16 protein-coding genes and 1 pseudogene are annotated in these 18098 nt (G+C 66.6%); 7 read left to right on the top strand and 10 right to left on the bottom strand.

Annotated elements, in window-relative coordinates:
- The first annotated feature begins 80 nt into the window (after positions 1-80).
- Genes BST47_RS09130 through BST47_RS09120 form a run of 3 tightly spaced genes read left to right on the top strand, consistent with a single transcriptional unit; the run spans position 81 to position 1654 of the window.
- Positions 81-410, top strand: coding sequence for an ArsR/SmtB family transcription factor (locus BST47_RS09130; protein ID WP_083125217.1), 330 nt, complete (start codon positions 81-83; stop codon positions 408-410).
- A complete protein-coding gene (locus tag BST47_RS09125; RefSeq protein WP_083125512.1) occupies positions 410-1021 on the top strand; it encodes a cation efflux transmembrane domain-containing protein in 612 nt (203 codons plus the stop codon). The genes BST47_RS09130 and BST47_RS09125 overlap by 1 nt, the downstream gene beginning before the upstream one ends.
- 30 nt (positions 1022-1051) lie before the next feature.
- On the top strand, positions 1052-1654 hold the full coding sequence (locus BST47_RS09120) for a methyltransferase family protein (RefSeq protein WP_083125511.1): 603 nt from the start codon (positions 1052-1054) through the stop codon (positions 1652-1654).
- On the opposite strand, the gene BST47_RS09115 is transcribed toward BST47_RS09120, so the two are convergent.
- Positions 1651-3693 (bottom strand): NAD(+) synthase, encoded by a 2043-nt coding sequence (locus BST47_RS09115; protein WP_083125216.1) that lies wholly within the window; start codon positions 3691-3693, stop codon positions 1651-1653. The two genes, BST47_RS09120 and BST47_RS09115, sit on opposite strands and share 4 nt — an antisense overlap.
- Positions 3694-3736: 43 nt before the next feature.
- Here BST47_RS09115 and BST47_RS09110 point away from each other — a divergent pair, with 43 nt between their 5' ends.
- From BST47_RS09110 to BST47_RS09095, 4 genes and pseudogenes are all read left to right on the top strand, one after another.
- Positions 3737-4276, top strand: a complete 540-nt coding sequence (locus BST47_RS09110; protein ID WP_083125215.1) for a cysteine hydrolase family protein — start codon at positions 3737-3739, stop codon at positions 4274-4276.
- Between the two features lie 118 nt (positions 4277-4394).
- Positions 4395-4853, top strand: a pseudogene (locus BST47_RS09105) (Hsp20/alpha crystallin family protein); the annotation flags it as partial.
- A 123-nt stretch (positions 4854-4976) separates the two neighbouring features.
- Positions 4977-5813, top strand: a complete 837-nt coding sequence (locus tag BST47_RS09100) for an NAD-dependent protein deacetylase (RefSeq protein WP_083125213.1) — start codon at positions 4977-4979, stop codon at positions 5811-5813.
- A gap of 8 nt (positions 5814-5821) precedes the next feature.
- A complete protein-coding gene (locus BST47_RS09095; protein ID WP_083125212.1) occupies positions 5822-6484 on the top strand; it encodes a hypothetical protein in 663 nt (220 codons plus the stop codon).
- A 54-nt stretch (positions 6485-6538) separates the two neighbouring features.
- On the opposite strand, the gene proB is transcribed toward BST47_RS09095, so the two are convergent.
- The 9 genes from proB to BST47_RS09050 all read right to left on the bottom strand — a co-directional run bounded on the left by proB (position 6539) and on the right by BST47_RS09050 (position 18090).
- Entirely contained in the window at positions 6539-7636 is a 1098-nt protein-coding gene (gene proB / locus BST47_RS09090) for a glutamate 5-kinase (protein ID WP_083125211.1), read from the bottom strand.
- Positions 7633-9078, bottom strand: a complete 1446-nt coding sequence (gene obgE, locus BST47_RS09085; protein WP_083125210.1) for a GTPase ObgE — start codon at positions 9076-9078, stop codon at positions 7633-7635. Before obgE ends, proB begins: the two co-directional genes overlap by 4 nt.
- Before the next feature lie 83 nt (positions 9079-9161).
- Entirely contained in the window at positions 9162-9428 is a 267-nt protein-coding gene (gene rpmA, locus BST47_RS09080; RefSeq protein ID WP_083125209.1) for a 50S ribosomal protein L27, read from the bottom strand.
- Between the two features lie 13 nt (positions 9429-9441).
- Complete coding sequence (gene rplU / locus BST47_RS09075; RefSeq protein WP_083125208.1) at positions 9442-9765, bottom strand: 50S ribosomal protein L21; 324 nt, start codon at positions 9763-9765, stop codon at positions 9442-9444.
- Positions 9766-9942: 177 nt separating this feature from the next.
- Complete coding sequence (rne, locus tag BST47_RS09070) at positions 9943-12798, bottom strand: ribonuclease E (RefSeq protein ID WP_234809627.1); 2856 nt, start codon at positions 12796-12798, stop codon at positions 9943-9945.
- Positions 12799-13109: 311 nt separating this feature from the next.
- Positions 13110-13520, bottom strand: a complete 411-nt coding sequence (gene ndk, locus BST47_RS09065; protein ID WP_083125206.1) for a nucleoside-diphosphate kinase — start codon at positions 13518-13520, stop codon at positions 13110-13112.
- A gap of 99 nt (positions 13521-13619) precedes the next feature.
- Positions 13620-14021, bottom strand: a complete 402-nt coding sequence (locus BST47_RS09060) for a DUF4233 domain-containing protein (protein WP_083125205.1) — start codon at positions 14019-14021, stop codon at positions 13620-13622.
- Positions 14018-15442, bottom strand: coding sequence for a bifunctional tetrahydrofolate synthase/dihydrofolate synthase (gene folC, locus BST47_RS09055; protein WP_083125204.1), 1425 nt, complete (start codon positions 15440-15442; stop codon positions 14018-14020). Before folC ends, BST47_RS09060 begins: the two co-directional genes overlap by 4 nt.
- On the bottom strand, positions 15439-18090 hold the full coding sequence (locus tag BST47_RS09050; RefSeq protein WP_083125203.1) for a valine--tRNA ligase: 2652 nt from the start codon (positions 18088-18090) through the stop codon (positions 15439-15441). The genes folC and BST47_RS09050 overlap by 4 nt, the downstream gene beginning before the upstream one ends.
- Positions 18091-18098: the final 8 nt, after the last annotated feature.

Genomic DNA, 18098 nt, shown 5'->3' with positions numbered 1-18098 from the left:
CACGGTTTCTGGCGCTGAGCGCCGATCTTCGTGCACAGATCACTTTCTGATAGTACAGATTCTGATGTACTGTTCCTCGTATGCAGACGGTGACTCACAGCGATGCGCTCTCGCGGTTCGGATACGCACTGTCCGATCCGACCCGCGCCGAAATCCTGCTGCTGCTGCGCGACGCGCCGGGGTATCCGTCCGACCTGGCCGACAAGATCGGGGTGTCGCGCCAGATCCTTTCCAACCACCTCGCCTGCCTGCGCGGCTGCGGGTTGGTGGTCGCCCAGCCGGAGGGGCGGCGCAGCCGCTATGAACTGGCCGACAACCGGATCGCCCACGCCCTCACCGATCTGCTCGGTCTGGTCCTCGCTGTCGATCCGGCGTGCTGCCCCGCCGCCGAAACCGACGACTGCTGCTGATGACGGCGCTGACCGAGGCACGGCGGGCAGTGCTTACCCGTCGGATCCGACTTCTGGTGTCCGCCACCATCGCCTACAACGTGGTCGAGGCGGTAGTGGCGCTGGCCGAAGGCACCAGAGTTTCGTCGTCGGCGCTCATCGGGTTCGGCCTCGACTCCGTTGTCGAGATCTCGTCGGCGGCTGCGGTCGCGTGGCAGTTTTCAGCCGCCGACCCGGAAGCGAGGGAGAAGACGGCGCTGCGCTTCATCGCGTTCTCGTTCTTCGCGCTCGCGGCCTACGTCACCGTCGACGCGGTGCGCGCGTTGGCCGGCATCGGTGAGGCGCGCCCGTCGACCGTCGGCATCGTGCTTGCGGCGCTCAGCCTCGCGGTCATGCCGGTTCTGTCCTTGACCCAACGGCGCGCCGGCCGTGAACTCGGATCGTTCTCAGCCGTAGCGGATTCCAAGCAGACACTGCTGTGCACGTACCTGTCGGCGATTCTGTTGGCCGGCCTGCTGCTCAACAGCCTGCTCGGCTGGTCGTGGGCCGATCCCGTCGCAGCGCTCGGTATCGCCGCGATCGCCGTGCGCGAAGGCGTCAACGCCTGGCGCGGAGATCCATGCTGTTCATGAATGACCTGAAAGGACCCAACTAAAATGGTCATGCCCACGATCGCCCTGGTGCTCTTCGCGGCGTTCGCGTTACTCGGATTCGGTTGGCGCAGTTGGGAACAGCGGCGGCGCACCGGATCCACCGGATTCCGCGGCATCAGCGGCCGCCCGGGGTCGGTCGAGTGGTTCGCCGGGGTGGGATTCATCATCTCCATGGGTATCGCGGTCTTCGCGCCCATCCTGCAGATGCTCGGCGTGGTGGCGCCGGTGAGCTTCCTGCACGCACCGTGGATCCAGATCGCCGGCGCCGTCGTCGCCGTGATCGGTATCGTCACCACCGTTTACGCGCAGCTCGACATGGGTGAGTCGTGGCGGATCGGCGTCGACAAGAGCGAGACGACGACACTGCTGCGCACCGGCGTCTTCGGGTGGGTGCGTAACCCGATCTTCACCGCGATGATGACGTTCGGCCTCGGATTCGCTCTGATCACACCGAATCCGGTGGCCGTTATCGGATTCGTCCTGCTGATCGTCACGATCGAGCTTCAGGTGCGCGTGGTCGAGGAGCCCTACCTGCTGACCACGCACGGCGAGGCCTATCGCGATTATCTCGCTGGTGTCGGCCGGTTCATCCCCGGAGTGGGCCGCACTTAGTCCTCGGGGATTTCGCGTTCGATCTCGGCGAGCCAGATGCGCGCTGACATGTCCGACGGCGCCCGCCAGTCACCCCGCGGTGACAGCGATCCACCGTGGGACACCTTCGGCCCGTTGGGCAGCGCCGACCGCTTGAACTGAGAGAAGGAGTAGTACCGCTGCGCGAACACTTGTAGCCAATGACGGATCTCCTTCAGCGAGTATGCGGGCCGCTTGTCCAGCGGGAAGCCGGACGGCCAGTCGCCGCGCTCAGGATCACTCCACGCGTGCCAGGCCATGAATGCGATCTTCGATGGCCTGAACCCGTAGCGCAGCACGCTGAACAGCGAGAAGTCCTGCAGCACATACGGTCCGACTTTGGCCTCGCTGCTCTGAATCTCCTCGTCCTCACCGCTGGGCACCAGTTCCGGCGTGATCTCGGTGTCGAGAACCGACTGCAGCACGTCGTTGACGGTGTCGTCGAACTGGTTCGACGAAATGACCCACCGGATCAAATGCTGAATCAGTGTCTTGGGCACTCCGCCGTTCACGTTGTAATGCGACATCTGGTCGCCGACACCGTAAGTCGACCACCCGAGTGCGAGCTCGGAGAGATCGCCTGTGCCCAGCACGATTCCGCCGCGTTGGTTGGCCAACCGGAACAGGTAGTCGGTGCGAAGACCCGCCTGCACGTTCTCGAAGGTGACGTCGTAGACCTTTTCACCACGTGCAAACGGATGATCCATCTCCTTGAGCATCAACTCCGCCGTTGACTTGATGTCGATCTCGGCGAACGTGACTCCGAGTGCATCCGCGAGCCGGCTGGCATTTGTCTTGGTGTGCTCACCGGTCGCGAAGCCGGGCAACGTGAACGCGAGAATGTCACTGCGCGGCCGGTTTTCGCGATCCATGGCGCGGGCGGCGACGATCAGCGCGTGCGTGGAGTCCAGTCCGCCGGAGAGTCCGAGCACCACCTTGGGGTAGTCCAGTGCGCGCAGCCGCTGCTCCAGCCCGGCGACCTGGATGTTGTACGCCTCGTAGCAGTCGTGTTCCAGCCGTGTGGGATCCGCGGGCACGAACGGGAACCGCTCCACCTCACGGAGCAAACCGATGTCCCCGGCCGGCGGATCGAGCGTGAACTCCACTCTCCGGAACGACTCGGGGGTGATGCCCTGATTGATGCGGTTGTCGTCGAACGTGCCCATCCGGAGCCGCTCGGAGCGAATCAGTTCGAGGTCGACGTCGGCCGTGGAGCGGCGCTCTCCCTTGGGAAAGCGCTCGGACTGCGCGAGACAGACACCGTTCTCCCACACCATGGTCTGGCCGTCCCAGGCCAGGTCCGTGGTCGATTCGCCTTCACCGGCCGCGGCGTAGACGTACGCGGCGAGGCAGCGCGCCGACGCGGAGCGGGCCAGCAGGCAGCGGTCATCGGCGCGCCCGATCGTGATGGGGCTGCCGGACAGGTTGGCCAGCACCGTCGCACCCGCAAGCGCGGCCTTTGCGCTCGGCGGCACAGGCACGAACATGTCCTCGCAGATCTCGACGTGCAACACGAAGCCGGGCACGTCGATCGCGGTGAACAGCAGATCCGGACCGAACGGCACATCCGAATCGCTCATCCGGATCGCGCCGCGGATGGTATCGCCCGCCGCGATCTGGCGCTTCTCGTAGAACTCGCGGTAAGTCGGCAGATAGGACTTGGGCACGACGCCGAGCACACGGCCCCGGTGGATCACGACCGCGGTGTTGTAGATCCGGTGCGCGTACCGCAGCGGTGCGCCCACCACGAGGACGGGCAGCAAGTCAGCCGACGCCGCCGTGATGTCCAGCAACGCATCCTCGACCGCGTCCAGCAGTGTGTCCTGCAGCAGGATGTCCTCGATCGAGTATCCCGACAACGTCAGCTCCGGGAACACCGCCAGGCCGACCCCGTCGTCGTGACAGCCCCGCGCGATCCGCAGCGCCGACTCCGCGTTGGCCGCGGGGTCGGCAAGGGTCGTCTGGTGGGTACAGGCGGCAACACGGAAGAAGCCCTGCCCGTACGCCGAGTAGAAATCCATGCTTCATTGTTGCCCGAAAACAGATCGGGGTATGCAAGTCCCCATGAGTGAGACTGCGCTGCTGGTCATCGACATGATGAACACCTATCAACACGAGGATGCCGAACCCCTGGCCGACAATGTCGCCAAGATCGTCGACCCGTTGGCTGAGCTGATATCGCGGGCCCGCGGCCGAGACGACGTCGACGTGATCTTCGTCAACGACAACTATGGCGACTTCACCGCAGACTTCGAGGACATCGTTCGCGCCGCACTCGACGGGGAGCGCCCGGAGCTGGTGAAACCGATCGCGCCGGGAAAGGACAGTCTGCGAGTCACCAAGGTGCGCCACAGTGCGTTCTACGCCAGCTCGCTGGACTACCTGCTCGGCCGGCTCAAGTGCCAGCAGCTGATCATCACCGGGCAGGTGACCGAACAGTGCATCCTCTACAGCGCGCTCGACGCCTACGTGCGGCATTTCTCGTTCATCGTCCCCCCGGACTGCGTGGCGCATATCGATCCCGAACTCGGGGATGCCGCGCTGACCATGATGAACAAGAACATGCACGCCGAGCTCGTACCGGCTGAGAAGTGCCTGCGCTGACGCGTTGACCGGGTTGTTGGCCTTCCGTTCGCCCACCTGCACCACATCTGATCCGGCGATTTTTCCTGCGTCGCGCATCGTGAGTCGTCGACCTTTCGCCCGCGCGCCACCTGGAGGAATCGTGAATAAGCTTGCCGTGCGACGTCAGTCACACCCCTTGCTCCTCGAGCTGTCCGAACTCTTCAGGCCTTTTCCTGGCTTTCCGACCTTTTCCGGCCTGCCGTCGATCGCTGGTCTGCGGCCGTTCTTCGACAACAACCTGCTGCGCATGGAGGACGAGACCAGCGACGGCCGCTACGAGGTTCGTGTCGAACTTCCCGGAGTCGACCCGATCGAGGACATCGAGGTCACCGTCCGCGACGGAGAGCTGACGATCAAGGCCGAGCGCACACAGTCGGCGGGCACCGACGGTCGTTCGGAGTTCTCGTACGGATCGTTCGCGCGTACCATCCCGCTGCCCGTCGGCGCCGACGAGGACGACGTCCACGCCACCTACGACCGCGGCATCCTCACCGTCTCCGTCACCCTGGCGGACGACGCGCCGGTCGAGAAGTACGTCGAGGTCATCGAGACGATCCTGGTCGACGAGGACGAGGACGATGATGATGACGACGACGACGAGCACGACGACGATGCGCAGGCTGAGCTCCCGGCCAGCGAGAATCAGGAGCAGCCCGCCGGCTGAACTACCCTGGACGGGGTGGACGCGCCCGAGCTCGTAGGCCTGCTGAGAGGTCGTCGGGTCGCGGTGCTCACCGGAGCGGGGATGTCCACGGATTCCGGGATTCCCGACTACCGCGGACCCGATTCGCCGCCGAGCAACCCGATGACCATTCGGCAGTTCACGTCCGACCGCGGGTTCCGGCAGCGCTACTGGACGCGCAACCACATCGGCTGGCGCCGCATGCACGAGACGATGCCCAATGCCGGGCATCGGTCGCTGGCCGCACTCGAACGCGCGGGCGTCGTGTCCGGGCTGATCACCCAGAACGTCGACCTCCTGCACACCAAGGCCGGCAGCCGCAACATCGTCAACTTGCACGGCACCTACGCCGGCGTGATCTGCCTGGACTGCGGTTTCACGATGCCGCGCGCCGCGCTCGCCGAACTTCTGGAAGCGGCCAACCCGGGCTTCCTCGAGCGGGCCGAGGCGGTGGGCGGCATCGCGGTGGCCCCGGACGCGGACGCGGTCGTCGGCGACACCGCGACGTTCACGATCGTCGACTGTCCCCGCTGCGACGGCATGCTCAAGCCCGACATCGTCTACTTCGGTGAGAATGTGCCCAAAGAGCGAGTGGAACAAGCGTATTCACTCGTCGAAGAGGCGGATGCCCTGCTGGTTGCGGGGTCGTCGCTGACGGTCTACTCGGGTTTCCGGTTCGTTCGTCATGCGACGTCGCTGGGTATCCCGGTCGCGATCATCAACCGGGGACGCACACGCGGCGACGACCATGCGACGGTCAAGATCGACGCCGGCTGCTCGGAGCTGCTCGCGCTGCTGGCCGATGAACTGCCCACCGTCGCCAACTCCGCTTAGATGAGCTGGTGTCCACAGACACGCAAGACGACGACGCCTCCTGGCTGCAGTCGCTGCTAGAGAGCCACCGGCCCGATTCCGGACCCGTATCCGGCCGATGGGCCCTGGACGTCGGCGACATGATCGCGAATCACTCGTTGACGCCGAGCAAGCTGCGCGGACTGGTCCGCAAGCTCAACTACTTCGGTGGCGTCGCGATCAGCGAAGACACCGTCGAGTTCGACGGCGACAAAGTCGAGTGGGCCGACGTCGAAGAGGTGCGCACCCGCAGCCTCATCGAGTACATGTTCACCGGCGGCCTGGACAGCCAGATCGACAGGCTGCCGGTGCCGTGGTTCCCGTTCCGCAGAAAAGTGATCGGCGCCATCTCGCGCGCGGCGCTCACGCTGCTGCTGGCCGCCGCGAAACAGCAGCTCGAGGGCGGCGCAATGGACATTCGCATACCCGCCGAAGTGCAGTACCCCGGCATGTTGCGCTCCCGAGAGCTCGCGCCGGGCATGCTCGCCGCCTTGATACTGGCCGACCCCGCGGTGCGTGCGTGCTTCGAGGCGACGGCACAGGCAAACGGTGTGAACGTGGTGCCCGCGGAGGACGACGTCATTCAGGACGCCGACGAGCGGGCCGAGCAGATCAAGTCGATGCTGTCCAAGCTGCAAGCCCGCCTCCACTAGCGATTTGTGCACGAATTGGAGCGCTCACCGCTCCTGATCGTGCACAAATCGCAGTTAGACGGCGACTAAGTCGTCGGCGTGGACCGCGGGACGGCGCATCTCGGCGGGCAAATCCGACGTCGACCGGCCCAGCATCGTGGCCAACTCCGCGTGGTCATAGGCCACCACGCCCCGCGCCACCATCGTCGCGTCGTGTGACCGCAACTCGACGACATCGCCGCCGAAGAAGCGGCCTGACACCGCGGTGATACCCGCGGGCAGCAGCGACCGTCGCTGCTTGACGACGGCTCGCACCGCGCCGTCGTCGAGCGTCAGCGCCCCGGAAGCCTCGGCGGCGTAGCGGACCCAGAACCTGCGCGCCGACATGCGTTCGGGTCGCGGAGCGAACACAGTGCCGACCGATGCGTCGACCAGCGCGGTGGCGGCATCGCTCGCCGCGGCCAACAACACCGGAACTCCGGCATCGGCAGCCAGCAGCGCCGACGACAGCTTCGACGCCATCCCGCCGGTACCCAGATGGCTACTGCGTCCCGCGACGACCCCTTCGAGGTCGTCAGGGCCGGACACCTCGGAGATGAAGCGCGCGTTACCCTTTCGCGGGTCGGAGTCGTACAGGCCGTCGATATCGGACAACAGCACCAACGCGTCGGCCCCGACGAGGTGCGCGACCAGCGCGGAGAGCCGGTCGTTGTCACCGAACCGGATCTCGTTGGTGGCAACGGTGTCGTTCTCGTTGACGATCGCGACGGCATGCAGCGCGCGCAGACGGTCCAGCGTGCGCTGAGCGTTGGTGTGCTGCACCCGCATCGAGATGTCGTGCGCGGTCAACAGCACCTGTCCGACGGTGCGGTTGTAACGGGCGAACGCCGCATTCCACGCGTTGACCAACGCCACCTGTCCGACGCTGGCAGCCGCCTGTTTGGTGGCCAGATCGGCGGGCCGTCTGGACAGCTTGAGCGGTTCGATACCGGCGGCGATCGCACCCGACGACACGATCACCACGTCAGAACCGGCCTTCATGCGGGCCTCGATCGCGTCGGCCAGCGTCGCCAGCCGGGCCACGTCGAAGACCCCGGATGGCGTGGTCAGCGCGGTGGTGCCGATCTTGACGACGACGCTTCGTGCGGTCCGGATGCTCTCCCGGTGGGTCACGAATCACCGCCGGGTCTGCGTCGCTCGCGGCGGGCGGCCTTTCGCTCAGAGGCGCCTGGCCGATCCGTCTGCTCCAACCGCACGTCGGTTCCGCGACCGGACAACGGCAGGTCGACACCCGCGGGCGTCTGCGGTTCCCAATCGAACGTCATGTCGCCGATGGTGACCGCGCAGCCCGGCTTGGCGCCCAGGCGCAACAGTTCGTCCTCCACGCCGAGCCGTGCCAGCCGGTCGCCGAGGTAGCCGACGGCCTCGTCATTGGTGAAATCCGTTTGGGCGATCCACCGTTCGGGCCGCGCACCGCGTACGACGAAACCGCCCTCACCGTCGGACTCCACAGTGAAGCCGCTCTCGTTCACCGGGATCGGCCGGATCACCGGCCTGCGGGGCACGGCGGCAGGCTGCGCCTTAAGATATTCGGCCACCATGTCCCACAGCGCAAACGTCAACGGCCGCAATCCTTCTCGCGACACCGTCGACACCTCGAATACCGGCCAGCCGAACCTGCGGATGACTTCCTCGCGGACGAAGTCGGCGAGCTCGCGCGCTTCCGGCACGTCGATCTTGTTGAGCACCACCGCGCGCGGCCGGGACGCCAGGTCGCCCAGGGTCGTATCACCCTGCAGCGTCGGGGTGTACGCGGCCAACTCGGCTTCCAGTGCCTCGATGTCGGATACCGGATCACGGCCGGGTTCCAGCGTCGCGCAGTCGACGACGTGCACCAAGACCGCGCATCGCTCGATGTGCCGCAGGAATTCGAGTCCCAGACCACGTCCCTCCGATGCCCCAGGAATCAGGCCGGGAACGTCGGCGACGGTGAAGGTGTTCTCCCCCGCCGACACCACGCCCAAGTTGGGCGTCAGCGTGGTGAACGGGTAATCGGCGATCTTGGGCTTGGCCGCCGAGATCGCCGAGACGAGCGACGACTTACCAGCTGACGGGAATCCGACCAGCCCTACATCCGCAACCGTCTTCAATTCCAGGGTGAGGTCGCGGACCTGGCCCTTCTCTCCGAGCAGCGCGAATCCCGGCGCTTTGCGCGCGCGAGACGCCAATGCGGCGTTGCCGAGCCCGCCGCGCCCGCCTGCCGCGGCGTCGAAGCGGGTGCCCGCGCCGACCAGGTCGGCGAGCAGCCGGCCCTTCTCGTCGAGCACGACGGTCCCGTCGGGCACCTTGACCTCGAGGTCGGCGCCTGCGGCCCCGTCGCGGTTGCCGCCCATGCCCTGCTTGCCGGACGGCGCATCGACATGGGGGTGGAAGTGGAAGTCGAGCAGGGTGTGCACCTGCGGGTCGACGACCAGCACGACGCTGCCGCCGCGTCCGCCGTTTCCGCCGTCGGGTCCGCCGAGTGGTTTGAACTTCTCACGATGAACCGACGCGCAGCCGTTCCCGCCGTTGCCCGCCTTCGCGTGAATCACGACACGGTCGACGAACCGGGGCATCGGACTTCCTTTCCCTACGAGTGTGAAGCTACTGCGAGAATTCAGCCGAGAATTCGCAGTAGCTTCACATTCGCGGCAGGAAGTTAGGCCTCCGAAGCGACCGGTCGCACGACGCTGACCGTCTTGCGGCCACGCTTTGTGCCGAACGTGACGGCACCGGGAGCCGTGGCGAACAACGTGTCGTCGCCGCCCCGCCCGACGTTAGTGCCGGGGTGGAAATGAGTACCCCGCTGCCGCACCAAAATCTCGCCGGCCTTGACGATCTGGCCGCCGAAACGCTTGACGCCGAGCCGCTGGGCGGCTGAGTCGCGACCGTTACGTGAGCTGGAAGCGCCCTTCTTGTGTGCCATGTGTCGCCTCCTACTACTTGATTCCGGTGACCTTGAGGACCGTCAGCTGCTGACGGTGACCCTGCCGCTTGTGATAGCCGGTCTTGTTCTTGAACTTGTGGATGCGGATCTTGGGACCCTTGGTGTGCTCGAGCACCTCACCGGTGACGGCGACCTTCTCCAGCGCCTTCACGTCGGTGGTCACCTTCGCACCGTCGACCACCAGGGCCACGGGCAGCGACACGCTCGCGCCGGCCTCGGCCTCGATCTTCTCGACCTTCACCACGTCGCCAACCGCGACTTTGTACTGCTTGCCGCCGGTCTTGACGATCGCGTACGTGGCCTTATCGCCTGCCATCAGGTCCTTCTTCTTCTCGTCTCCGGGCGCGCGCTACTGGTGGCTGCGCATGTCTGGGTTGCTGGGTCTTTCATGGCCACCGGCCGTAGGCCTGGCGACAACTGCTCAAGATTACTTGAGTCGCGCGGCGAGGGTCAAATCACCGCAGGTCACGCCACCCCAGGTCAGCGCGTGCGGTCAGTCCTCGTTGATCGGCGGTCCCGCAGGCCTGGCGGCCGCGCGGCGACGGTGCCGACCGGCCGGAACGACGACGTGAGCCGGTTCGGGCTCGTCGAAGTCCTCGTCGTCCTCGTCATCGGAGTCCTCGTCATCCTCGAAGTCCTCGTCGTCGGAGTCCTCATCGTCGTCGTCCTCGAGTGAGTCGTCGTCCTCGGAATCGTCGGAGTCCTCGTCGTCGTCCTCATCGTCGTCGGAGTCAGAGCCGATGACCTCGATATCGTCGTCGTCCTCGTCGTCCTCGTCGTCATCCAGGTCGATGTCGTCCTCATCGGACTCGTCATCCGAATCTTCGTCGGTGTCGTCGTCCGTGTCGTCGAAGTCCTCTTCCGAATCCTCCCCGGGGGCCTCGGCGACGGCTTGACGGATGGTCTCCGAATCGACTTCGGCGACTTCCTCGGGAGAGGTCTCCGAGTCCGTCTCCTCCTCGTCGTCCTCATGCCGACCATTGGCTGCGGCCATCGCCTTGAACATCGGATGCTCGCCGGCGGGATGCGAAGGCACCTTGGCGACGGGGACGTCCTCGGTCTTAGCGCCGCGCTTGCCGCGCTTGCCCCGACGGCCGGACGTCTCCGCCTTGCGGCCGCCGTTGGAGGTCGAGTCGACGGGGTCGCCGTGCAGCAGGATTCCCCTGCCGGCACATTCCGTGCAGGTCGTCGAGAAGGCCTCGATCAGCCCGGTACCCAACTTCTTTCGCGTCAGCTGCACCAAACCGAGCGACGTCACCTCCGAAACCTGGTGCCGGGTGCGGTCGCGCGCCAGTGCTTCGGTCAGCCGCCGCAGCACGAGATCGCGGTTGGATTCCAACACCATGTCGATGAAGTCGATGACCACGATGCCGCCGATATCGCGCAGCCTCAGCTGGCGGACGATCTCCTCGGCGGCCTCGAGGTTGTTGCGGGTGACGGTCTGCTCCAGGTTTCCCCCCGAGCCGGTGAACTTGCCGGTGTTCACGTCGACCACCGTCATGGCCTCGGTGCGATCGATGACCAATGTTCCACCGGACGGCAGCCACACCTTGCGGTCCATGGCCTTGGCCAGCTGCTCGTCAATGCGGTGCACGGCGAACACGTCAGGGCCGTCGGGGGCGGCGGTCTCGTACTTGCTCATCCGCGGAACGAGCTCGGGCGCTACCGAATTCACGTATTCGTTGATGGTGTTCCAGGCCTCGTCGCCGGAGACGATGAGACCGGTGAAGTCCTCGTTGAACAGGTCGCGGATGACCTTCACGAGCACGTCGGGCTCTTCGTAGAGCGCGACGGCGGCGCCTGCCGCCTTCTTCTTGGTTTCGGTTGCTCGTTGCTCGATCTGCGTCCAGCGTTCCTGCAACCGGTTGACGTCGGTGCGGATGTCCTCTTCTTTGACCCCCTCAGACGCGGTGCGGATGATCACGCCCGCATCGGATGGCACGACCTCGCGCAGGATCTCCTTGAGCCGCTGCCGTTCGGTGTCGGGCAACTTGCGGCTGATCCCGGTGGACGATGCGCCTGGCACGTAGACGAGGTAGCGACCGGCCAGCGAAACCTGCGTGGTCAACCGGGCGCCCTTGTGCCCGACCGGGTCCTTGCTGACCTGCACGACGACATAGTCGCCGGGCTTGAGAGCCTGCTCGATCTTGCGGGCTGCGCCGCCGAGACCCGCTGCCTCCCAGTTCACTTCGCCTGCGTAGAGCACGCCGTTGCGACCGCGCCCGATGTCGACGAACGCGGCCTCCATCGACGGCAGCACGTTCTGCACGATGCCCAGATAGATGTTGCCGACCAGCGATGCCGACGCCGCCGACGTCACGAAATGTTCGACGACGACGCCGTCTTCGAGTACCGCGATCTGCGTGTAGCGCGCACCCTCGTGTGGTGGTTCGGTGCGGACCTTGTCGCGCACGACCATCATCCGCTCGACGGCTTCGCGCCGGGCGAGGAACTCCGCCTCGCTCAGGATCGGCGGCCTGCGGCGGCCGGCGTCGCGTCCGTCACGACGGCGCTGCCGCTTGGCCTCCAGCCGGGTCGATCCGTTTATGCCCTGAATCTCGCCGTCGCCGGACTTGCCTGACTTGTCGCCGCGGCCGGACTTACGCGGCTCGCGCTCGTGGACCACGGTGTTCGGCGGGTCGTCCGAGGATCCGCCGTCGCTGTCGTCCCCGGGGCCGGACTTGCGGCGCCGGCGCCGGCGACGGCGACGTGTGCCGCCTTCACCGCCCGCACTGTCGTCATCGCCGCTGTCGTCGTCGGAGTCATCGGAATCATCGGAGTCATCGGAATCGTCGCCGGAGTCCTGGCTGCGACCGTCGGACTCACCTTCGTCAGAGTCGTCACCGTTCTGTTCGCCGCGGCCCCGTCCACGGCCACGACGGCCTCGGCGTCGGCGGCGCGCCGCCGGCCGATCAGACTGCTCGTCGTCGGAATCCGAGCCGGAGTCGTCGCTGTCTTCGTCGTCGTCATCGTCGTCGTCTTCGGAGTCGTATTCGACCCGAATCGGCTGGGGCGCCATGAACAGCGGCTGGTAGTGGGCGCGCTCAGGCACGTGCTGCTGGGCGGCCTCCGGTATCGCCTCGTCGCCGCCGGTCTCGTCGCCGCCGGTCTCGTCGGACGGCTCGTCGCCGCCGGTCGCAGTAGGCGGCGCGGCCGCAGTGTCCTCGGACCCGCCGTCCTCGGACTCCTGCGCGTCGACGTCCTCAGGGGCAACGTCGTCTGCGACAGCGTCCGCACCGATGCCGGGATCGGCCTCAGCGGGCGGCTGGGCGGTCAGCCCCTGGGGCTGAGCGTCCTCCGCGGGCTGCGACTCTTCTGATAGGGCTTCGGTATGGGCATCGTCGGCCACGTATTCTCCTTTAGCCCCCGGGCGCGTCGTGCTTGACGCGGCCACGCGAGGGCTTCCGCTATTGACCCGGGTTCACTTCGCCCGGGCTTGTTATGGTCTCGCTCCGATCAATCCCCTGGTTGGGGACCGTCAGTGCCGGTCTGAATGATGGCTGGACGGTCTGCGCCGCACCGCGCGTGGCGATGGTCGCGCACGTCAAAGTCTTCATTCGGGTATTCGCCCACTGGTTAAACGGCCGATTACCCGTGCCCAGTATCCCACATCACGCCACCACACCCGACCAGGCTGGCCAAGCTGGTCATTTGCGGAGGTTACGCGCCGGGGAACCAGAGCTCGATTTCGCGGGCGGCGGACTCTGGCGAATCCGAGCCGTGCACCAGGTTGTCCTGGGTGATCAGCGCGAAATCCCCGCGGATCGTGCCCGGCACGGCCTTCTCGACCGGGTCGGTGCCACCGGCGATCTGACGAAATGCCGCGATGGCGCGCGGGCCTTCCACGATGGCCGCGACGACGGGCCCGGAGGTGATGAACTCCAGCAGCGACCCGACGAAGGGCTTTCCGTCGTGTTCGGCGTAGTGCTTGCGGGCCAACTCATCGCTGACGAGCTGCAGTTGCAGGGCGGCGACCGTCAGGCCTTTACGTTCGATTCGGCTGAGAATCTCGCCGATCAGCTGTCGCTTGACGCCGTCGGGCTTGATCAATACGAGGGTGCGCTCAGTCACGCGGGCCAGCCTAGCCGGGCGCCGATCAAGCGGCGACGAAGCGCCGCGTTGTGGGGGCACCCCCACGCGGAGCGTAGGGGGAAAGCCCGGCAATTCAACCTAGCTGGACTGGTCCGGGGGGCTCTGCTGGCCGGGCAGCAGTCCCCGCTTCTGCCTGCGCAACACCTCGAAGCGCAGGTAGGCGATCAACAGCCACACGCCGAGGAACACCAGGCCGATGAAGCCGATCGCGCCGTGCACGAAAACTCCTGCGATCACCACCAGCTGCAATGCCAGGTTGGCCCAGATGGCCCACGGCCGCCCCTGGATTCCGGCGAACAGCACCAACACCACGGCGAGCCCGACCAGATATCCGCCGCTGACGGCCGTCAGCCCGCCGCCGATACGCGCCACGACGGGCAACGCGAGCAGTACGACGATCGCCTCCAGGATCAGCGTCCCTGCCATCACGCCGCGAAAACTCTTCCAGGGGTCGGGCTGGCCCTGCGGCTGCCCGGTCATTCGGGGTCCCTGCCGAACAGCGTCCGCGCCGCGCCCGCCGTGACGACCGAACCGGTGATCACCATGCCCACTCCTCCGAAGCCGCCGAGGCCCTCGCCTTCATTTCCGGCCTCCTCGACAAGTGCCGTGGCGGTCTCGATCGCGTCGGGCAACGTCGGTGCGGCGATCACCCGTTCCGGGCCGAACCGCTCCTCGGCGCGCATCGCCAGCGCCTCGACCTCCAGCGCGCGCGGCGAACCATTGTGGGTCACCACGATCTGGTCGAGGACGGGCTCGAGCGCGGCGAGGATCCCGTCGACGTCCTTGTCGGCCATCACCGAGACGACGCCGACCAGGAACCGGAAGTCGAATTCGTCCTGTAGCGCCTGCGTCAATGCGACGGCGCCCGCGGGATTGTGTGCGGCGTCGATGAAAACCGTTGGCGCACTGCGCAGTCGCTCGAGCCGACCGGGGCTGGTGACGGATGCGAAACCGGCGCGGACCGTGTCGATGTCGAGCTGCCGGTGTGCGCCCGCGCCGAAGAAGGCCTCGACCGCGGCGAGCGCCACCGCCGCGTTGTGCGCCTGATGCTCACCGTGCAGCGGCAGGAAAACCTCGCTGTACACCCCGCCGAGGCCCTGCAGTTCGAGCAGCTGTCCTCCGACGGCGATCTGCCTGCCGAGCACCGCGAATTCGGAATCCTCGCGCGCGACCGCGGCGTCGGCCCGCACCGCCTGGGCCAGCAGCACTTCCATCGCCTCGGGGACCTGACGCGCGATCACCGCGACGGTGCTCAGATCTGCGCCCATAGGCACGGGGTCCTGCGCCTGTTTGGTGATGATGCCCGCCTTCTCGCCCGCGATCTCGGCGATGGTGTCGCCCAGGTAGTCAGTGTGATCCACGCCGACCGGGGTGATGACGGCGACGGGTGCGTCGACGACGTTGGTCGCGTCCCAACGACCGCCGAGACCGACCTCGACGACGGCCACGTCGACGGGTGCGTCGGCGAAGGCGGCGAAGGCCATCCCGGTGACGACTTCGAACTTGCTCATCGCGGGTCCGCCGGCCGCTTCGGACTGCTGGTCGACCATGTGCACGAACGGTTCGATCTCGCGGTAGGTCTCGACGTACTTCGCGGGGCTGATCGGCTTTCCGTCGATCGAGATGCGCTCGACTGCCGACTGCAGGTGCGGGCTGGTGGTGCGGCCGGTGCGGCGGCTGAACGCGGTCAGCAGGGCGTCGACCATCCGCGCCACCGACGTCTTGCCGTTGGTGCCCGCGATGTGGATCGACGGGTAGCTCCGTTGCGGTGAGCCGAGAAGTTGCATCAGCGCGGCGATACGGGCCGTGCTCGGCTCGAGCTTCGTTTCCGGCCAACGCTGATCAAGCAGATGCTCGACCTGAAGCAGCGCCGCGACCTCGTCCGGGGTGGGAGCGGTCATGCCAAGCTGGCCAGGCGCGCCGTGATCCGGTCGACCTCTTCGGAGGCCACCTGCTGGCGGTTGCGGATCTTGTCGACGACGTCGGCTGGGGCCTTGGCCAGGAACGCATCGTTGCCGAGCTTGCCCTCGGTGCCGGCGAGTTCCTTCTGCGCGGCGGCCAGATCCTTTTCGAGCCTGCGCCGCTCGGCGGCGACGTCGACGGTGCCCGACGTGTCCAGCTCCACCACGATCGTGGCCTGCGACAGTCTCACCTCGACCGCGGCCGACGGGCTGAAGCCGTCTTCGGCTTCGGTCAGCCAGGCCAGCGCGGCGATGGCGGGCAGTTGGGCCTCCAGATCCGCCTTCGCGACATCGGAGAGCCGGGCGGGCACCCGCTGGCGGTCGTTGAGGCCTTGGTCGCTACGGAACCGGCGGATCTCGGTGATCAGCTTCTGCATATCGGTGATCCGCTGTGTCGCAAGCTGATCCACCGCGAAACCCGACGGCTGCGGCCAGTCGGCGATGACCAGCGACTCGCCACCGGTCAGCGTCTTCCACAGCACCTCGGTGACGAAGGGCATGACCGGGTGCAGCAGTTTGAGGAGAGTGTCGAGGGCGGCGGCCAGCACGGCCGTGGTGTGGGTGATCCCATCGGCGAGCTGCACCTTGGCCAGTTCGACGTACCAGTCGCAGAACTCGTCCCAGGCGAAGTGGTACAGCGACTCGCACGCGCGGCTGAACTCGTAGTCATCCAACGACGAATCCACCTCGGCGCGAACCTCTTCCAGCCGTCCGAGGATCCACCGATCGGCATCGGTCAGCTGGCCGACGTCGGGCAGCGGCGCGGGTGCGGCGCCGTTCATCAGCGCGAATCGGGTCGCGTTGAACAGCTTGGTGGCGAAGTTGCGCGACGCGCGGGCGTGATCCTCACCGATGGACAGGTCGCCGCCCGGGCTCGCACCGCGGGCGAGGGTGAAGCGCAGCGCGTCGGCGCCGAACTTGTCCACCCAGTCGAGCGGATCGATACCGTTGCCGCGCGACTTGCTCATCTTGCGGCCGAACTCGTCGCGGATCAGCCCGTGCAGGAACACGTTCTCGAACGGCACCTGCGGACCGCGCGTCCCCCCGCTCGTGATGGCCGGATCGTCGGCGACGAAGGTGCCGAACATCATCATCCGGGCGACCCAGAAGAACAGGATGTCGTAGCCGGTGACCAGAACCGTTGTGGGATAGAACTTCTCGAGTTCTTTGGTGTGCTCGGGCCAGCCCATGGTGGAGAACGGCCACAGTGCCGAGCTGAACCAGGTGTCGAGCACGTCGGGGTCCTGCTCCCAGCCGGCCGGCGGGGTCTCGTCCGGGCCGACGCACACCATGTCGCCGTCGGGGCCGTGCCAGATCGGGATGCGGTGGCCCCACCACAGCTGACGTGAGATGCACCAGTCGTGCATGTTGTCCACCCAGGCGAACCAGCGCGGCTCCAGGCTCGGCGGGTGGATCACGGTGCGGTGTTCACGCACGGCATCCCCGGCCGCGGCGGCCAGCGATTCGACCTTGACCCACCACTGCAGCGACAGCCGCGGTTCGATGGGCTCGCCGCTTCGCTCGGAATGGCCGACGCTGTGCAGGTACGGCCGCTTCTCGGCGACGACGCGCCCCTGTTCGGCGAGCGCCTGACGGACCTTGACGCGTGCATCGAAGCGGTCCAGACCGTCGAATTCGGTTCCGGTGTCGGCGATCCGGCCCTTGGTATCCATGATCGTCGGCATCGGCAACTGGTGGCGCATGCCGATCTCGAAGTCGTTGGGATCGTGTGCCGGGGTGACCTTTACTGCGCCGGTGCCGAACTCGGGGTCCACGTGCGCATCGGCGACGACGATCATCTCGCGGTCGATGAACGGATGCGGCAGGGTTTTGCCGACCAGATCGCGATAGCGTTCGTCGTCGGGGTGCACCGCGATCGCGGTGTCGCCGAGCATCGTCTCGAGGCGGGTGGTCGCCACCACGATGTGCGGTTCGTCGTCGCGCAGCGAGCCGTACCGGAACGACACCAGCTCGCCTTCGACGTCCTCGTACTTGACCTCGAGGTCAGACACGGCGGTCTCGAGCACGGGCGACCAGTTCACCAGCCGTTCGGCGCGGTAGATCAGCCCGGCGTCGAACAGCCGCTTGAAGATGGTGCGCACCGCGCGCGACAGGCCCTCGTCCATGGTGAACCGGTCACGGCTCCAGTCGACACCGTCGCCGAGGCGGCGCATCTGCCCGGCGATCGTGCCACCGGAGTCGTGTTTCCAGTCCCAGACCTTGTCGATGAACAGCTCGCGGCCGAAGTCCTCTTTGGTCTTCCCGTCGACGGCGAGTTGCTTTTCGACGACGCTCTGGGTCGCGATGCCCGCATGGTCCATGCCGGGCAGCCACAACACCTCGTAGCCCTGCATGCGCTTGCGGCGAGTCAGCGCGTCCATCAACGTGTGGTCGAGCGCGTGGCCCATGTGCAGGCTGCCCGTCACATTCGGCGGCGGGAGAACGATCGAGTACGGCGGCTTCTCGCTGGCGGCGTCGGCCTCGAAGTAGCCGGCATTGACCCAGCCCTCGTACAGATCGCTCTCGACCGCGCCGGGATCCCAGGATTTGGGCAGGGCGTTAAGGCCGGGGCGGGAGCTGTCGGTCACCGCGCCAT

Origin of the sequence: Mycolicibacterium tusciae (assembly GCF_002086795.1) — a bacterium.
GTDB lineage: Bacteria > Actinomycetota > Actinomycetes > Mycobacteriales > Mycobacteriaceae > Mycobacterium > Mycobacterium tusciae.
The sequence above is the reverse complement of the archived record's forward strand: the minus strand, read 5'-3'. Positions and strand labels throughout refer to the sequence as shown.

Coding starts and splice junctions, on each gene's coding strand:
- BST47_RS09130 (WP_083125217.1), top strand. CDS start 81: ATGCAGACGGTGACTCACAGCGATGCGCTCTCGCGGTTCGGATACGCA.
- BST47_RS09125 (WP_083125512.1), top strand. CDS start 410: ATGACGGCGCTGACCGAGGCACGGCGGGCAGTGCTTACCCGTCGGATC.
- BST47_RS09120 (WP_083125511.1), top strand. CDS start 1,052: ATGCCCACGATCGCCCTGGTGCTCTTCGCGGCGTTCGCGTTACTCGGA.
- BST47_RS09115 (WP_083125216.1), bottom strand. CDS start 3,693: ATGGATTTCTACTCGGCGTACGGGCAGGGCTTCTTCCGTGTTGCCGCC.
- BST47_RS09110 (WP_083125215.1), top strand. CDS start 3,737: ATGAGTGAGACTGCGCTGCTGGTCATCGACATGATGAACACCTATCAA.
- obgE (WP_083125210.1), bottom strand. CDS start 9,078: ATGCCCCGGTTCGTCGACCGTGTCGTGATTCACGCGAAGGCGGGCAAC.
- rpmA (WP_083125209.1), bottom strand. CDS start 9,428: ATGGCACACAAGAAGGGCGCTTCCAGCTCACGTAACGGTCGCGACTCA.
- rplU (WP_083125208.1), bottom strand. CDS start 9,765: ATGGCAGGCGATAAGGCCACGTACGCGATCGTCAAGACCGGCGGCAAG.
- BST47_RS09060 (WP_083125205.1), bottom strand. CDS start 14,021: ATGACCGGGCAGCCGCAGGGCCAGCCCGACCCCTGGAAGAGTTTTCGC.
- folC (WP_083125204.1), bottom strand. CDS start 15,442: ATGACCGCTCCCACCCCGGACGAGGTCGCGGCGCTGCTTCAGGTCGAG.